Origin of the sequence: Delftia sp. WSY_16, assembly GCF_043104415.1 — a bacterium.
Classification (GTDB): Bacteria; Pseudomonadota; Gammaproteobacteria; order Burkholderiales; family Burkholderiaceae_C; genus Comamonas; species Comamonas tsuruhatensis.
Map to the genome: position 1 here is coordinate 22,327 of NZ_JBICKS010000005.1, position 14,511 is coordinate 36,837.

The 14,511-nt window shown below is 66.4% G+C and carries 14 protein-coding genes; 13 read left to right on the forward strand and 1 reads right to left on the reverse strand.

Features of this window, described 5'->3' with window-relative positions; genetic code table 11:
- Positions 1-5 precede the first annotated feature (5 nt).
- From ACF8O7_RS03205 to ACF8O7_RS03220, 4 genes are all read left to right on the forward strand, one after another.
- Positions 6-395: a hypothetical protein gene (locus ACF8O7_RS03205; protein WP_392442306.1), complete on the forward strand. Its 390-nt coding sequence runs from the start codon at positions 6-8 to the stop codon at positions 393-395.
- Positions 396-397: 2 nt separating this feature from the next.
- Positions 398-733 carry a hypothetical protein gene (locus ACF8O7_RS03210; protein WP_392442308.1) on the forward strand — a complete coding sequence of 112 codons (336 nt, stop codon included), beginning with the start codon at positions 398-400 and terminating at the stop codon, positions 731-733.
- Complete coding sequence (locus ACF8O7_RS03215) at positions 730-1,191, forward strand: hypothetical protein (protein WP_016445136.1); 462 nt, start codon at positions 730-732, stop codon at positions 1,189-1,191. Before ACF8O7_RS03210 ends, ACF8O7_RS03215 begins: the two co-directional genes overlap by 4 nt.
- A gap of 65 nt (positions 1,192-1,256) precedes the next feature.
- Positions 1,257-2,033, forward strand: coding sequence for a hypothetical protein (locus ACF8O7_RS03220; protein ID WP_392442311.1), 777 nt, complete (start codon positions 1,257-1,259; stop codon positions 2,031-2,033).
- Here the strand turns inward: ACF8O7_RS03220 and ACF8O7_RS03225 are convergent, their stop codons facing one another.
- Positions 2,034-2,216, reverse strand: a complete 183-nt coding sequence (locus ACF8O7_RS03225; RefSeq protein WP_016445138.1) for a hypothetical protein — start codon at positions 2,214-2,216, stop codon at positions 2,034-2,036. It abuts the gene before it with no gap.
- A 23-nt stretch (positions 2,217-2,239) separates the two neighbouring features.
- Here ACF8O7_RS03225 and ACF8O7_RS03230 point away from each other — a divergent pair, with 23 nt between their 5' ends.
- Genes ACF8O7_RS03230 through ACF8O7_RS03270 form a run of 9 tightly spaced genes read left to right on the forward strand, consistent with a single transcriptional unit; the run spans position 2,240 to position 14,486 of the window.
- A complete protein-coding gene (locus ACF8O7_RS03230) occupies positions 2,240-6,148 on the forward strand; it encodes a tape measure protein (protein ID WP_392442313.1) in 3,909 nt (1,302 codons plus the stop codon).
- A 4-nt stretch (positions 6,149-6,152) separates the two neighbouring features.
- A complete protein-coding gene (locus ACF8O7_RS03235; protein WP_392442316.1) occupies positions 6,153-6,572 on the forward strand; it encodes a hypothetical protein in 420 nt (139 codons plus the stop codon).
- Complete coding sequence (locus ACF8O7_RS03240; RefSeq protein ID WP_392442318.1) at positions 6,569-8,431, forward strand: hypothetical protein; 1,863 nt, start codon at positions 6,569-6,571, stop codon at positions 8,429-8,431. The genes ACF8O7_RS03235 and ACF8O7_RS03240 overlap by 4 nt, the downstream gene beginning before the upstream one ends.
- Before the next feature lie 20 nt (positions 8,432-8,451).
- Positions 8,452-10,341, forward strand: a complete 1,890-nt coding sequence (locus ACF8O7_RS03245; RefSeq protein ID WP_392442321.1) for a hypothetical protein — start codon at positions 8,452-8,454, stop codon at positions 10,339-10,341.
- Between the two features lie 17 nt (positions 10,342-10,358).
- The gene (locus ACF8O7_RS03250) at positions 10,359-11,543 is read left to right on the forward strand and encodes a hypothetical protein (protein ID WP_392442323.1); all 1,185 of its coding nucleotides are present in this window, start codon (positions 10,359-10,361) and stop codon (positions 11,541-11,543) included.
- Between the two features lie 5 nt (positions 11,544-11,548).
- A complete protein-coding gene (locus ACF8O7_RS03255) occupies positions 11,549-11,944 on the forward strand; it encodes a hypothetical protein (RefSeq protein ID WP_392442326.1) in 396 nt (131 codons plus the stop codon).
- Entirely contained in the window at positions 11,941-12,360 is a 420-nt protein-coding gene (locus ACF8O7_RS03260) for a hypothetical protein (protein WP_392442328.1), read from the forward strand. Before ACF8O7_RS03255 ends, ACF8O7_RS03260 begins: the two co-directional genes overlap by 4 nt.
- A 3-nt stretch (positions 12,361-12,363) precedes the next feature.
- Positions 12,364-14,259, forward strand: a complete 1,896-nt coding sequence (locus tag ACF8O7_RS03265; protein WP_392442330.1) for a hypothetical protein — start codon at positions 12,364-12,366, stop codon at positions 14,257-14,259.
- Positions 14,256-14,486, forward strand: a complete 231-nt coding sequence (locus ACF8O7_RS03270; RefSeq protein ID WP_392442333.1) for a hypothetical protein — start codon at positions 14,256-14,258, stop codon at positions 14,484-14,486. Before ACF8O7_RS03265 ends, ACF8O7_RS03270 begins: the two co-directional genes overlap by 4 nt.
- The last annotated feature ends 25 nt before the right edge of the window (positions 14,487-14,511 follow it).

Genomic DNA, 14,511 nt, shown 5'->3' on the forward strand with positions numbered 1-14,511 from the left:
CGGCCATGCCGAAGTACACCGTACTGTCGCCCGTCAAGCATGACGGGAAGCGCCACAGCGTGGGCAGCCCCATCACGCTCAAGGCCGACGAGGGCGCGGCTCTGGTCGCGCTGGGCGTGCTGGAGGACCCAGCGATCGACGCAGCCCGTGCTGCAGCCGAGAAGGCCGAAGCCGCGCGCCTGGTGGCCGAGAAGGCTGCTACGGAGAAGGCCGAAGCCGCGCGCCTGGTGGCCGAGAAGGCTGCTACGGAGAAGGCCGAAGCCGAGCGCCTGGCAGCCGAGAAGGCTGCTACGGAGAGGGCCGAAGCCGAGCGCCTGGCTGCCGAGAAGGCTGCTGCGGAGAAGGCCGAAGCCGAGCGCCTGGCTGACGACAAGGCCAAGGGCGAGAAGGCCTGACCATGCTGGACCTCGACCGCGACCTGCGCGAAGTGTTCTACGGCGACGACTTCGCCCTTGCGTTCTCCATCGAGCGCCAGGGCGCTGTCGTGGGCTCGGCCGCAGGGATTCTCGGCGTCATGGATGACGAGGCTCTGGATGGCCGGGTCTTCGCTGCAGAGCGCACGCTGCGGCTGCCCTCCATCCACGACCTGCATGAGCGCGATGTGCTGATCATGCTGGCCGATGAGCCCACCATCGGCGTGCGGGTCGGCGACCGTTTTCGTGTTCTGGCCGAGCCGAAGCGCGTTAACGATGGATCTGAGATGGAGGCGCTGCTGGGCAGCGTGCAGCCATGAGCCAGCCCCATCCTGACGTGCTGCGCTACGGCGCGCCTTTCGTGATCGGGCGCACCGTCTACCAGGCGCTGCAGGCTGCACCAGGTCTGCAGGGTGCTGTGTTGCGCGACAACCCCTTGGCCGCTGCCGACCTGAAGACAGGCGGGCGGGTGCTGTTCGTGGAGGACCAGGCGGACAAGCCCAGGGGCGACCAGCCCGGCCAGCGTCCCCGACGCTCCTACGGATTCTCCCTCGGTGTCATCAGCCGGGTGGAAGCCGCACGCGAGCAGGCCCATGCCGACTACCGCGTCGCCAAGCGTGCCGTGCTCGAGTGCATGCCGCTGCTCACGCAGATGGGCATCGAGATCGAGGGCGGCGGCATGGCCGAGGGCGAGGTGCGCTACCAGCTCGAAAACATCGACGTGGGCGGCGCCCTGGTTCTGGGCCTGTTCACGCTCGCCTACCGCGATCCGACATAGGCGTCGGATCGACTCAGCAGATTGCCCGCCTCGCGCGGGTTTTGTTTTTTTGGAAGGAAATCACCATGTCCACCACAGCACGTGCCATCCTGGCCGGCGGCCTTGTCTCGCTGAACCCCTGGAACACGGCCACACTGGCCTATGACGGTTTCGGGCCACCACTGGATGCCGACAAGTTCGAGATCAAGCCCAATTTCGAGGAGAAGGTCTCGGAATCCCGGTCGCACCTCGACTATGGCCAGGCCCGGGCCTCGGTGGTGCTGCCCAAGCCCACCGAGATCACCATCGAGCTGTCGGCCGCCAGCACGACCGCCATGGCGATGCAGTTCCAGGGCTTGGTCGCGAAGCTCACCCAGGGCGCCGGCACGATCACCGCTCAGGAAATGACGATCAGCGCCGTGGGCGTCTGGTTGGCAGTGGGTAAGCGCAACCTGGTGGAGCAGGGCTTCTCTCTCGCTCCTGATGGCGCAGGCGATCCTTTTGTCCTTGGCACCCACTACGAGGTCAACTGGCTGCGCGGGGAGATCCGTGTACTTGCGGCCGCCGGCGCGCCTGCCAAGAACGATGTGGTGAAGCTGTCCGCGACGTACCAGGCTGTCGACGGCAAGAAGATCCTGGGCGGGCGTGTCACCCAGGTGCGTTGCCAGGCGCGCTTCGATGGAAAGAACATGGTCGACGGGTCGCCTATCGAAGCGGACGTCCACGAATGCGTGCTGGGCGCCAACAACGGTTTCGACTTCCTGGGCTCGGACTACTCGGCCATCACGCTGACCGGAAAGATCGTCACGCCGCCCGGAAAGACCGAGGGCTACGAGGTCCGTCTCCCGACTGCAGGCGACTGATCAGCGGCGCGGTGCAGACGTCTGTACCGCGCCCATCAGCAGCAGCACCGGCCATCCCACCACCACGGTGGCGATGGCCCCGGCGCCGATCGCCATCAGGCGCTCGGAATCCAGCCACAGGCCCAGCAGGGCCAGCGGCAAACCCGCGCACACCAGTGCGATGCACCAGATCAATCCCTTCATTACCTGACCTCTGAGCGCCCAACATGGCAGACCCAAAGATCAAATACGACATCGAAGCCGCCGTCAAGGGCGAGGCCGATGCCGAGCAACTGGCGAAGACGCTGCGGGATGTCGGGGATGTGCTCGAGGGCGATCTGCAGAAAAGCGCCCAGGACGCAGCCCAGGCCCTCGAGGCGCTGGGCGCCAAGCAGCGGGCGCTCAACGAATTCGGGGCACTGAAGCTGCAGACGCAGTCTCTGTCGCAGGAGTTTGAAAAAGCCGTCTCCACCGTCGATCGCCTGGGCAACGAGCTGCAGGAAGCGGGCGGCAAAACGCAGACACTCGCCACCGCCGAGAAGACAGCGACGACTGCCACCCAGCAGGCCCAGGCCGAACTGCAGCGCAAGAAAGACGCCCTCAAGGCCGTGCGCGATGAGACCACGGGAACAGCCAGGCGCACGGACGACTACCGCAATACTGTTGCGGGCCTGAAGGAGGGCATCAAGGCTGCGACCGCCGAGCTGAAGTCTCAGCAGGCCGGCCAGCGCGAAGCGGCCCAGGCGGCGACTACGGCGCAGAACGCCGAGGCTGCCCTGCGCAAGGAATATGACTTGGCCATCGGCAGCGCCGCGAAGCTGTCGAGCGAGCTGCGCGTCAAGAACGGCACACTGGCCGCCGTTCGCGACCAGATGCAGGCCGTGGGCCTGAGCACCACGAACCTGACGGCGCAGGAGCGCAACCTGCAGGGCGCCGTGCAGCAAGTCCGAGAGGCCGTGGCGGCCATGGCGCCGGCTTACCAGCAGGCCGCTGCAGCATCCTCGCAGTCCACCCAGGTGCAGGCAGCGAACCAGCGCACGCTGCGCGAGGGCATGTCATCGATCAGCGCGCAGCTGCAGCGCATCCAGCAGATTGCCACGCTGGCGATTGGCGGGGGCTACTTCGGTGGTCTGATCAAGGACGTGGGCGCGACGGCCGACGAATTCAAGAACCTCGAGGCCCGTGTCAAGCTCGCCACGGGCGAAGGCCCACTGTTCGAGAAGTCATTCGGCGGTGTGCAGCGCGTTGCCCTGGCGACCAACAGCTCGCTGGAGGAAACCGGCAACCTGTTCGCGCGCCTGACCAAAGCCTCGCAGGAGGGCGGCATGGCTGCAGCCGCCGCGCAGGAGCGGGCGCTGCGGCTGACCACCACCATCAACCAGGCCACGCAACTGTCGGGCGGCGCGGCCGAGTCCGCCAGGGCCGCGCTGACGCAGCTGATCCAGGGCCTGCAGTCGGGTGTACTGCGCGGCGAAGAATTCAACAGCGTGATGGAGCAGGCCCCCCGCCTGGCCGAGGCGCTGGCAAAGGGCCTGAATGTCACCACGGCCGAGCTGCGGGAGATGGCCGGGCAGGGCGCCCTGACGGCGGAAACCGTCATGAAGGCCCTGGAGGGCCAGGCAGATGTGGTGGCGCGCGAGTACGGCAAGCTTCCGCCCACCGTGGGCCGTGCCCTGCAGAACCTCTCCACGCAGTGGACCCTGTATGTCGGCGCGGCCGACAAGGGCCTGATCAGCAGCGCGAACGCGGCCAAGGTCATCGACGCCCTGGCCGGCAATCTTGACATCCTGGTCAACACGCTGACGGCGGCTGGCAAGGTCTGGGGCGCCATGCAGATCGCCAAGATCGCCGAATGGTTCGCGGGCTGGGCGACCAAGACGCTGGCAGCCACGCAGGCGGTTGAGGCCAACAGCGTGGCCACAACCGCGAACACGGCTGCGCACCGTGCCAATGCCATTGCGGTGAACGCCAGTGCGGCGGCCCAGGCGGCAAACGCCACGGCCTCGGCTGCCAGTACGGCGGCACAGGCTGCGAATGCCAAGTCCTGGGCAGGGTTCGGCGATGCCCTCAAGGGTGTCACCGTGTCGCAGGGCGAGCTGCAGCGCCAGACCGTCCGCAGCACTGCCGCATTGACCACGGCCACGGCCGCGAAGGGTGCCCTGGGGGCCGCCGCAACGGCCGCCACTGGCAAGGTCGGTCTGCTCGGACGAGGCATAGGGGCTGTCACGGGGTTTCTGGGCGGTCCTGTGGGATTGGCCGTTTCCGTCGTCGCTTTCTTGCCTGAGCTGAAGAAGCTCGGCACATGGATGGGCGAAACGGCCGCCAAGGTAATGGGGCACAGCGATGCGCTCAAGGAAAACGAAGCGCAGACCCGCCTGGCCGAAGAGGCTGCCAGACAGCATGCCGAGGCCCTGCGCCGCCAAGCCGTGGCCCTGGAGGAGGTGCGCAATCGCAGCTTCGATCTGAACAAGGAGTCGACGGGCCTGATTGGCCAGTTCGACAAGCTGCGCAAGGAGGGCGATACGGCGGCCGAGGCCATCTCCAAGATCGGCAAGGATTTCGATCTGGGGTCGGCGCCGGGCATCCGCAATGCTTCGGCCGTGCTCGACAAGCTGGTCGCGGACGGCAAGCTCAGTGCGAGCGAGTTCCAGGGCGCCTGGGCCAAGGCACTCGAAGGCCAGGATCTCATGAAGTTCGAGATCCTGGCGCGCCAGGCCTTCGCCAGTGCGGGGAGCGATGCCAGGAAGCTGGGCAAGCAGATCGAGGAGGCCATTCAGGCCGGTGCCTCCGAGGAAGTGGTCAATGCCCTGCGCCAACGCCTGCAGGGCGCCCTGGCGGCGGCCACGCGCGAGGGTGAGCGCGTGGCCGAGATGATGGACAACGTCCTGCGCGCCGCCGTGCAGCGCACGGGGCTGGAGTTCACCGCCCTGGAGGGCGGCATTGGCAAGGCGTCGCGCAGCGCGCTGAATGATCTTGATGTCGTGATCCGGGGCCTCGATCGTCTCAAGCAGCAGGGCATTGACACCGGCCGCGTGCTCGAGGCCAGCCTGGTCAAGGCCATCAACACCGCCGACAGCCAGAAGGCCCTCGACGAGGTGCGCGTGCGCGTCGAGCAGCTGCGCAAGGTCCTGGGCGACAAGGTGGCGGACGGACTCCTCGACCAGGCGAAGACCAAGGCGCTGGAATTGTCCGATGCCCTGGACAAGGCCAAGCCAGGCATCAACAGCCTGCGCGAAGCCATGAAGGCGCTGGGCATCACCTCAGATGAGGCGCTCAAGCAAGTGGCGAGCAGCTCGCGCTCTGCCTATGAATTCATGGTGGCCTCCGGCAAGGCCAGTGCCCGGGAATTGAGCGAAGGCTTCAAGAAGGCGGCCGAAGACGCGATCGCCGCCAACAAGGGCATTGCGCCTGAATGGGTCAAGTCCATGGCTGCGGTGCGCGGCTTCAAGATCGAGGTTGACGAGACAGGACGGGCCACGCTCAGGGCCATGGGGGACTTGCGCCGCTCCACGGATGACGCGGGCGACTCCTTCAAGAAGCTGGGCCGCACGGCGGCCGAGGTGCTGCGCAGCATGGGCATCGAGGCAGACAAGGTCTCCGACAAGGTCCAGCAACTGGTCAAGCAGGGGCAGATGCTGAGCGCAGCCTTCCAGCAGCGTCAGGACAACCGCAACCGCGAGGTCGACGACTCCAAGTACATGAACAGGGGCACGACCGCTGCCCAGGATCTTGTGCCCACGTTCAACAGCCGGGAGGAGGCCGAAGCCTGGAAACAGGCATGGCTGGAGCAGTACGAGCGTGACAACCCGTTCCGTACAACGGCCGGGCAGTTGGGCAACTACATGCGCGATCTCACCATGTTCGAGTTCGACCGGGAACTTGACGCGCTGAAGATCCGCGAAGCCATGGAGACCGCCAAGAAGAAGGCCGAGGGCGGTGGTGGTGGTGGTGGCGAAGGCGGTGGCGGTACTGGTGGCGGCGGCGGTGGGCGCATCGACCGCATCGTGAACATCTATATCGGCAACAGCATGGCCTACCCCGTTCCCACAAACCTGACGGGCCAACAGTCAATCGAGGCGCTGGCCCGCGAGGTGCTGCGCGTGATCGAGCAGCAAAAGATTCAGCTGGGAGCCTGACCTCATGAGCATTTTTTTGTCCAACGGCGCCCAGGTGCTGGAGCTGCCGCGTGACCTGATCTGGGTGGACGAACTGACCTGGTCGAAGGTCACCCAGAAGACCGAGCGCGGCATCTTCGGCACGCTGGTCATCGATGCCATGGCCCGCAACGGGGGCCAGCCGATCACGCTGCAGGGCGACGGCAATAGCGCGTGGATCTCGCGCGCCACGTTGCGCACGCTAAAGGCCTGGTCCGGCATTCCCGGGCTGCGCATGACGCTGCGCATCCTGGCCGATGAATTTGAGGTCGTCTTCGACCACGGTGATGCCGAGCAGACCCGCGCCATGGCGATGCAGTCGGTCATCGAATACAGCGATCCCGAAGACGAGGACTACTACTGCAGCCTTGTGCTGCGCTTTATCGAAGCGAGCGAAACCCTATGACCATCAAAGACGGCGACATCCGCCTGCTCGAATCCAAGGTGATGACCGATGACGCCAACGGCGGCGGCGGCCCCACTGGCAACGTCATCCCCTGGGGCAAGAGCAATGGCGTCTTCGAGGACATCACCGAGGTCGACCGCGCCGGCGGCGACGTGTCCATCCGCCAGGTGCACGCGGCTGTGCAGACGCCCACCACCGAGCCGCTGATGGACACCAATATCATCGTCTCGGCGGTGCCGAACGACCCCAATGTGTCCATCACCATCGCCCCTTGCAGCGTGTTTGCGCGCCGCTCGGAAATCGCGGCGGCCATTGCGGCCTACCTGATCCCTGGCACGGAGTGGGGCGGCTACCTGCTGGAGAACCACGTCCAGGGCCAGGCCTCGATCAAGATCTTCCACCGCCCCGGCACGCCCGCGCCGACCATCGGCCGCACCCTGATCCTCGTCTACAACGAGGGGCTGGCCAGCCAAGTGCTGCAGTACGTGCGCGTGCTGCGCGCCGAGACCGAGACCCTGCAGTTCAGCTATTCGTCCAGCGGTGGCTACACCGACTACACGGCCAGTGTCACTACGTGCGAAATCACCCCCAGGCTGCGCAGCGCCTTCCCCGGATCACCGCCGAACCGGGGCTACGCGATGGACGCCAGCAAGACTCGCATTCGGGACACCACCGTCGCGGATGCGGCCAGCTTCTACGGCGCCCAGCCGGTGACAGCGGCTGTGCAACTGGGCGAGAGCATGCTGCGGGTGGCCAGCATCTACACACAGCTGGTGCCCAACTCGCGCACAGAGACTGCGGCGCTGGACCAGCGCCCGGCCGGCGTGCGGGAATTAGTGCTCGCCACCTCGCCGCGCGAGATCCGTGTGCCCAACGCGCCGCACACCAGGCGAATCAAGGTCGGCCAGGAAAACCGCAGTTTCAGCTGGGTGGCCATCCTCAAGCCGTTCCCGGCCCCGAACACACTCGTCGTGTCGTTTCAGGTGATGGGCGTCTGGTACACCGCATCCGACAACGGTCAGGGCGAACTGACCGGCTCGGCCGTGGGCACTGTCAACTATGCGAACGGCTCGGTGTCCGTGACGCTGCCTGCGCTGCCTGATGTGGGCAGTTCCATTATTTTCCAGTGGGGCGAGGCCTCGGCCTTCGTCAACCGCTCCAGCGCCACGGGCTGGCGGCTGCCCGAGCACGCCATGCGCCTGCCGCACCAGGGCATCAAACCGGGCTCTCTGGTCATCAAGTGGACCTCGGGCGGCGTGCTGCGCACGGCCACGGACAACGGCCAGGGCGACCTGCAGGGCGCCGCCACGGGCGAGATCAACTACGCCTCGGCCGCGCTGCTGCTGCGCCCGCAATTCATGATCGACGCAGGTGGGCAGTTCGCCATTGAGTACGACTATGCCGTGACAGTGAGCAAGAACGTCACGGTCGTCCTCGACGCAGGCGGCTACGGTGCGATCACCTTGGACACCATCCCTGCGCCCGGCACCGTGTCCGTGGGATGGATCACAGTGCGCAATCTCTCGGCCAGCTCCGGCGCCTCATCCGGTGGCACCTCGGCCTCCAAAAACGGCGGCAGCGGCAAATTCAGCTACCTGCCTCAGGTGCCCCCGGCGCCTGCGCCCGTCATCACCTCGCGCGTGCCCCTGTCCGATGGCTCGACCACGGGCAAGTACATGGCCCAGGGCGGGGCGCGCGCCAGCGGCGGGTCCGTCTACATCGAGGTCGGCGCCACCAGCTCGCCCACGGGCAATCAGTACGTGCCGCCCGATGTCGATGGCGTGGTCTGGACGGATGCCGAGTACACGGCGGGCGTCAAGTCCATCGGCGGCGTGGAATACCGGCGCTGGGGCGCCTGATCAATCAAGGGAGAAAAACCATGGCAGGAGTTTCCTCTGGCATCGTCTTGCAGACCACCAAGACCTCGGCCAGCTCGTCGTCCACGCACAGCCGGTCCAGCTACCAGACCAGCAAGACGCAGGACACAGTGCGCCACCTGTTGACCGATGACGGCCAGGGCACGTTCGGCCCGGACGGCACCATCAACTACCCGGGCAAATTCCTGAACATCAAGTTCGTCCAGTTGGATAGCAAGACCGAGGGCTACAACAGCGATTACGAGAACGCCCAGAGCTTCGAAGAAACCACCATGGGTGGCGGCGGCAGCGACCCCAGCCTCTCCACGGTGTCCAAGGGCGGCGACCGCAGCGACACCACGGTCAGTGAGGAGCTGCTGGCGGCCAGCACGGTGACGGTGACCTATGCCGAGGACTTCGCCAGTGCCCAGCACCACGTCATGAACTTCACGCCCGAGCCGGTGGTGCTGGACCTGTGCCCCTACACCACCGACTACATCGTGCCGGGCAGCGTGCGCTTCCGCTGGATGGGCCACGTCTACGAGGACTACGACGGCGTGCTGGTGCGCGACCGTACGTCCACGGCCCTGGGCATCGTGGCTGGCGCGCTGGACTATTCCAGCGGCGTGGCGCGGATCTTCGACTATCTGGTCGATGGCCCGGCGACGGACCTGGCGGTCGAGAGCCTGTGGACAGTGCGCCAGAACTGGACCACGGCCAGCATATTCATGCGCACGGCCGCCGCGCCCATCAAGCCCAGCGGCTTCGTGATGAACCTGTCTGACGCCACCGGCGAGCAGATCACGGCATCGGCCGGCATCGATGGCGTCATCTCGGGCACGCACCTGCGCGGCAAGATCGACTACCAGAGCGGTGTGGTCGAGCTGCAGTTCGGTGACTATGTGCTGGACACCGCGCTGACCGCTGCCCAGAAGACCGAGTGGTGGTACTCGGCCGATGACATTGGCGCCGTGCAGCCCAACCGTATCTGGCGCCCCTGGCCCGTGGACCCGACCACGCTGCGCTACAACAGCGTCAGCTATTTCTACTTGCCGCTGGACGCGGACGTCATCGGCCTGGACCCCGTGCGCCTGCCGCCCGATGGCCGCGTGCCCATCTACCGCGTGGGCAGCTACATCGTGATCGGCCACACAGGCACGGTCGGCCCCGTCACCGTGGCCAACGGCCAGGTCATCAACTGCGGCCGCGTGCGGCTCTCGCGGGCCTATGTCATCGGCGCCGATGGCCAGCGTATCCAGCAGGGCTGGAGCGTGGATCTGGAGGCCGGCAAGATCACCGTCAGCGACATCACGGGCTGGTCCCAGCCCGTGACCTTCCAGCACCGCATCGAAGAGATGGCGCGGGTCAGCGATGTGCAGATCAACGGCATGCTGGCGATCACCAAGCAGCTCAGTCATGAGTTTCCTGTTGGCAGCGTGGTCTCCAGCGCGCTGATGGCAGGTACGCTGCGCGCCCGTGTCAGCCAGATGTTTGACCAGGCCACCTGGACCAACATCTGGCAGGACACGGTCGATGGTCCCGAGGCCCTCGCCAGCTACAACGACACCATCGCGCCCCTGCTCGTCACCAATGCCGGCGCGCTGCCCGAGCGCTGGATGTGCCGCTTCACCAGCGCGACAACCTTCGAGTTCATCGGCGAGCACGTCGGCAACCTGGGCACGGGCTCCACCAACGTGGATTTCGCGCCCATCAACCCGATCAGCGGCGTGCCCTACATCACGATCCGCGCCCTCGGCTGGGGCCAGGGTTGGAGCGCGGGCAACGTGCTGCGCATCAACACCGAGGGCGGCATTGCCCCCCATGCCCTCATCCGCACCGTGCAGCCCAGCGAGGCTGTGGTCGATGACTACCAGTTCGAGCACCTGGTGCGCGGCAGCGTCGACCGGCCCTGATTTTTTGGAGATCACCCATGGCATCCCTTGTCGATACCAGCGTCAAGCACTTTCTCTCAACCATGTATGGGGCGCCCGTGCAGGCCGGCCAGGTGGGCAGCAAAATTGCTGTGCTCGATGCCTGTCTGGTCACAGGCTTCGGCCTGCGCGCGGCCACCCGCATCACCGTGGCAGCCGGCGTGGCCACAGTGGAATTCACAGCGGGCGCGGCACTGCCGCCGCCGCCGGACAGCGTGCTGCTGATTGATGGCGCCGCGCAGGCCATGCTCAACGGCGAGCAGCGGGTGTCCGAGTCTGCCAGCGGCTTGTTCCGGTTTCGCACTGCCGCGCCTGACAGCGTGGACACCGGCGCGGGCATCACTTTCAAGTACGCGCCGCTGGGCTGGGCCAAGCCGTTCTCTGGGACCAACCAGGCTGTGTATCGGTCCACCGATCCGCAAAGCTACGGCATGTACCTCTATGTGGATGACCGAGACACCCGCACGACCGCCATGCGCGGCTACGAGAGCATGTCGGCCATCGATGTGGGGCAGGGCCCGTTTCCGACAGCCATCCAGCAGCCTGTGGGGCTGTATTGGGGCAAAAGCACAGTCGCAAGCTCGACAGCGGTTCGCTGGTGCCTGGTCGGAGACACGAGGTTCTTTCTCGAAAACGTGGCGCCGGGTTCATCAAGTTCAACGACGGCGACTGCCGGCGGGAGTCGCGCATTCGGTGACTTGCTGGCGTTGCGTCGTGCAGGCGATGCATTCGCCACGGTGCTCATGGGGTCGACAAACCTTACCGATGGATACGCAACCCCATCCTCTGGTTCGCTTGAGCAGAACACAACGAATTCCAGACTCTATCTGCCGAGGGCAATAACGGGGTTGGGTAGCGCTGTGGCTCCGCGTTACATCAGTTTTATTGGGCCGGCCTCGTCTGGGGCAGACAGCTTTTTGGGGAACTTCCCCAGCGATGTGGATGGCGAACTCAAGTTCACACGCACCTACGTGGATAACAGTCCGGTCTCGGTGGCTGTTCCTCGGGCGCTCATACCTGGCTTCCGATATGTGCCCCAGGCAAATACCGCACCGTACTTTGAACGAGACACCTATTTGTTGGAAGATGGCACTGACAAACGCCTGCTGGCATTGCCCCACTCGACGTCTACTGGCGCGCCCTCCGGCTACGGATTCGTCGACATCACAGGCCCCTGGCGTTGATGACCATGGCGCAAGTCACTTACCCCGTCAGTGTGTTGGGGCTGAACGCCGTGGTCGGCGTTGGCGGCCGGGAGATCTCTTCCAACATCGCCAGGCCGCTGCGGGTCCGAACGGCCGGGCAACTGGATTATGTGCTGGGCGGCAACGGCCTTGGCCGAGTGCGCGGCCGTACCGTCGAGCAAGAGGACAAGAACAGTCCCAAGGTGCCTGTCTCTCGCCGCGTGCGGCTGTACCGCGACCGCGACGGCCTGCTGATCCGCGAAGCCTGGAGCAACGCCCAGGGCGACTACGAATTCGCGCGCATCGACAGCACCACCGCGTACACCGTACTCAGCTACGACCATGAGGGCGACTTCCGCGCCGTGGTCGCCGACCGCGTCACGCCGGAGGCCATGCCATGACACAGCGCGGCGTTGAAATCACCATGGCCGCGAACGAGGCCCGCCTGCAGGGCCTGCGCGACCTGCTGCTGGACGTGGGCTCGGGCACGGCCTGCGTTCGGTTCTTCGCAGACGCCGAGCGGCCCGCCTTCGGAGAGGCCTCGGGCCTGCCCATGCTTGTAGAGCTGCCGCTGGCCAGGCCCTGCGGCGAGATCGTGGCCGGCCGGCTGCGGCTGCTGGCCCGCGATGCAGCAGGCGCCATGATCCTCGAATCCGGCATTGCGACCTGGGGCCGCATCGTGTCTGCGGCGGGCGCGCTGGTGATGGACGTGGATGTGTCGGCCGAAGGCGGCGACGGCCAGATCCAGATCCCCGACAGCACGCAGCTTTATGCCGGCGGCTACCTCACGCTGGCCCCGACCAGCTACATCGAGTAGCCCATGGCGATCATCGAGCTGATCTTCCGTCGTCCGCTGGCCGGTGGTTCGCCCAACGAGCTGGTGTTCGGCAATGAGGACGATTCGGGCTCGGGGCAGGACGCGGTCGCGCGGGCAGCCATTCGCCTGCCTGGTGCCCGCGTGGGTATTCGTGCCCTGCGGCGCAAGACAGCGGCCACTGTCATCCGGCTGCCGGGCGCACGGGTTGTGCTCGGCGCGGCCTACCAGACGCGCACCGACCGGCCGGCTGTGGGCGGCACGCTGTCTGCCTTCCAAGAGGCCGCAGCTGCGCGTGGCGTCCTTGTGTCGGTCTACCAGCAGTCGGCCGCGGCCAGCAGCACCACGCGCATCGGTGGGGGGCAGGCCATGGCTGCCGGCGCGGCCACCGTGCACCGCTGGCAGGACTCGCAGCGCCTGCGACTGGACACACGCCAGGGAATGGGCAACGCCTTGGCCGTGGCTGGCATCACCGCCCAGGCCTGGCAGGAAGCCATCTGCGTCCACCTGGCCACGCGCCAGGGCATGGACAACGCCCTGGCCGCCCAGGCGGCTGTGCTGCAGCGATTCCAGGAAGCCATCCGCGTGCGCCGCGCCACCGCGCAGGCCTTCGGCGACGGCATGCAGCGGGGTGCCTGGCACACCAGCAGCATGGGCGACGCCCTGCAGATGGCCGTGGTCATGGGCGGTGCGCGGTATCAGGACGCCATGGTGCCGCCGCCGGGCATCACGCCGGGCCGGCCGGTCGATCCGCCCAAGCCGCCGCCGTGCTACGTGCCGCCGCCCGGGGGCGCCGTGGAGCTGGTGTTTTCGCAGGCCTGGACGGGCAGCACCGAGCTGGTCTTTTTCTGCTGCAAGGGCGGCGTCAACCCCGAGCCGCCGCGCTATGTCATTCCGCTATTGAGGGTCTACATGACTGTCCACACCATTGATGCGGTGCTGCTGCCCAGCTTGGAGCGCGTGCCGCTGCAGACCATCAACATCACCACGAACGACGACGAATACGGCTGGACCATGACGGCCTCGGGCAAGCTTTCGCTGCTGGACCAACTGGCGCCCCGGCAGGGCGTTCCGCAGCAGATCCGCGTCACCATAGATGGCATCCAATGGGTGTTTCTGGTTGACCCGCCATCGCGCACGCGCAAGTTCGGCGAGCACGCTGTGCAGCTCACCGGCCGCAGCATCACCTCGCTGCTGTCCGCGCCTGCGTTTGCGGATACGGACTGGACCAGCGCCGTGCCGCGCACTGCCCAGCAGCTGGTGCTCGATGCGCTCGATCTCACAGGCATCGGCCTGGATTGGCAGATCGACGACTGGCTGGTGCCCGAGAACGTGTGGAGCCACAGCGGCACGCCGTTGTCAGTGGCCCAGCGCGTCGCCGAGGCGGCCGGTGCGGTGGTTCGCAGCCACAGGTCGGAGCCCCGGCTGCAGATCGCACCCCGTTTCCCCCATCTTCCATGGGCCTGGGCCGGCGCGCCTGCAGACGTTGTCATGGCTGGGCAGATCATCACCGCCGACAGCCTGGAGCCGGTCCAGGCGGCCCACTTCAATGCCGTCTACATCGCTGGCACGGGGCCGGGTCGCCCGTTGGGCCATGTCACGCGTGCAGGCTCTGCAGGCGACCGACTCGCCCCGCAGATCACGGATGCGCTGATCACCGAGGTCGCCGCGGCCCGGATGCGCGGGCAATCCGTGCTGGCCGCGTCGGCTATCACGCACCAGCAGCCCATCACTGTGCCCCTGCTCACAGGCGGCACCAGGCCTGGGCTGATCCTGCCTGGCTACCTGATCGAAGTGCAGGAGCCTGATGAGACCTGGCGGGGCCTGGTGCGCGGCATCACAGTCTCGGTCGACGCGCCATCCATTCGTCAGGCCCTCGAAGTCGAAAGGTCCATCGCATGATCATCAATCTGTTCCGCCGCCTGCAGCGGCTGCAAACCGAGCCACCAGTGCTCTATGCCACCCTGGTTGCTCGCCTCGGCGCCACGGCCCGCGTCGAGTACCCGGGCGGTGGCACATCCATCGTCAACAACCCCCTCGAGATAGAGGCTGGCACGCCTGTATTCGTGCGCAACGGCGCCGTGACGGGGCCGGCCCCGGACCTCGTCTACACCCGGATCGACGTCTAGATTCGCACCCGCTTTTCAGCGCCCG

What these genes read in the sequence shown, in the direction of transcription:
- ACF8O7_RS03205 (WP_392442306.1), top strand. Translation starts at nt 6, where the DNA reads ATGCCGAAGTACACCGTACTGTCGCCCGTCAAGCATGACGGGAAGCGC.
- ACF8O7_RS03210 (WP_392442308.1), top strand. Translation starts at nt 398, where the DNA reads ATGCTGGACCTCGACCGCGACCTGCGCGAAGTGTTCTACGGCGACGAC.
- ACF8O7_RS03215 (WP_016445136.1), top strand. Translation starts at nt 730, where the DNA reads ATGAGCCAGCCCCATCCTGACGTGCTGCGCTACGGCGCGCCTTTCGTG.
- ACF8O7_RS03220 (WP_392442311.1), top strand. Translation starts at nt 1,257, where the DNA reads ATGTCCACCACAGCACGTGCCATCCTGGCCGGCGGCCTTGTCTCGCTG.
- ACF8O7_RS03225 (WP_016445138.1), bottom strand. Translation starts at nt 2,216, where the DNA reads ATGAAGGGATTGATCTGGTGCATCGCACTGGTGTGCGCGGGTTTGCCG.
- ACF8O7_RS03230 (WP_392442313.1), top strand. Translation starts at nt 2,240, where the DNA reads ATGGCAGACCCAAAGATCAAATACGACATCGAAGCCGCCGTCAAGGGC.
- ACF8O7_RS03235 (WP_392442316.1), top strand. Translation starts at nt 6,153, where the DNA reads ATGAGCATTTTTTTGTCCAACGGCGCCCAGGTGCTGGAGCTGCCGCGT.
- ACF8O7_RS03240 (WP_392442318.1), top strand. Translation starts at nt 6,569, where the DNA reads ATGACCATCAAAGACGGCGACATCCGCCTGCTCGAATCCAAGGTGATG.
- ACF8O7_RS03245 (WP_392442321.1), top strand. Translation starts at nt 8,452, where the DNA reads ATGGCAGGAGTTTCCTCTGGCATCGTCTTGCAGACCACCAAGACCTCG.
- ACF8O7_RS03250 (WP_392442323.1), top strand. Translation starts at nt 10,359, where the DNA reads ATGGCATCCCTTGTCGATACCAGCGTCAAGCACTTTCTCTCAACCATG.
- ACF8O7_RS03255 (WP_392442326.1), top strand. Translation starts at nt 11,549, where the DNA reads ATGGCGCAAGTCACTTACCCCGTCAGTGTGTTGGGGCTGAACGCCGTG.
- ACF8O7_RS03260 (WP_392442328.1), top strand. Translation starts at nt 11,941, where the DNA reads ATGACACAGCGCGGCGTTGAAATCACCATGGCCGCGAACGAGGCCCGC.
- ACF8O7_RS03265 (WP_392442330.1), top strand. Translation starts at nt 12,364, where the DNA reads ATGGCGATCATCGAGCTGATCTTCCGTCGTCCGCTGGCCGGTGGTTCG.
- ACF8O7_RS03270 (WP_392442333.1), top strand. Translation starts at nt 14,256, where the DNA reads ATGATCATCAATCTGTTCCGCCGCCTGCAGCGGCTGCAAACCGAGCCA.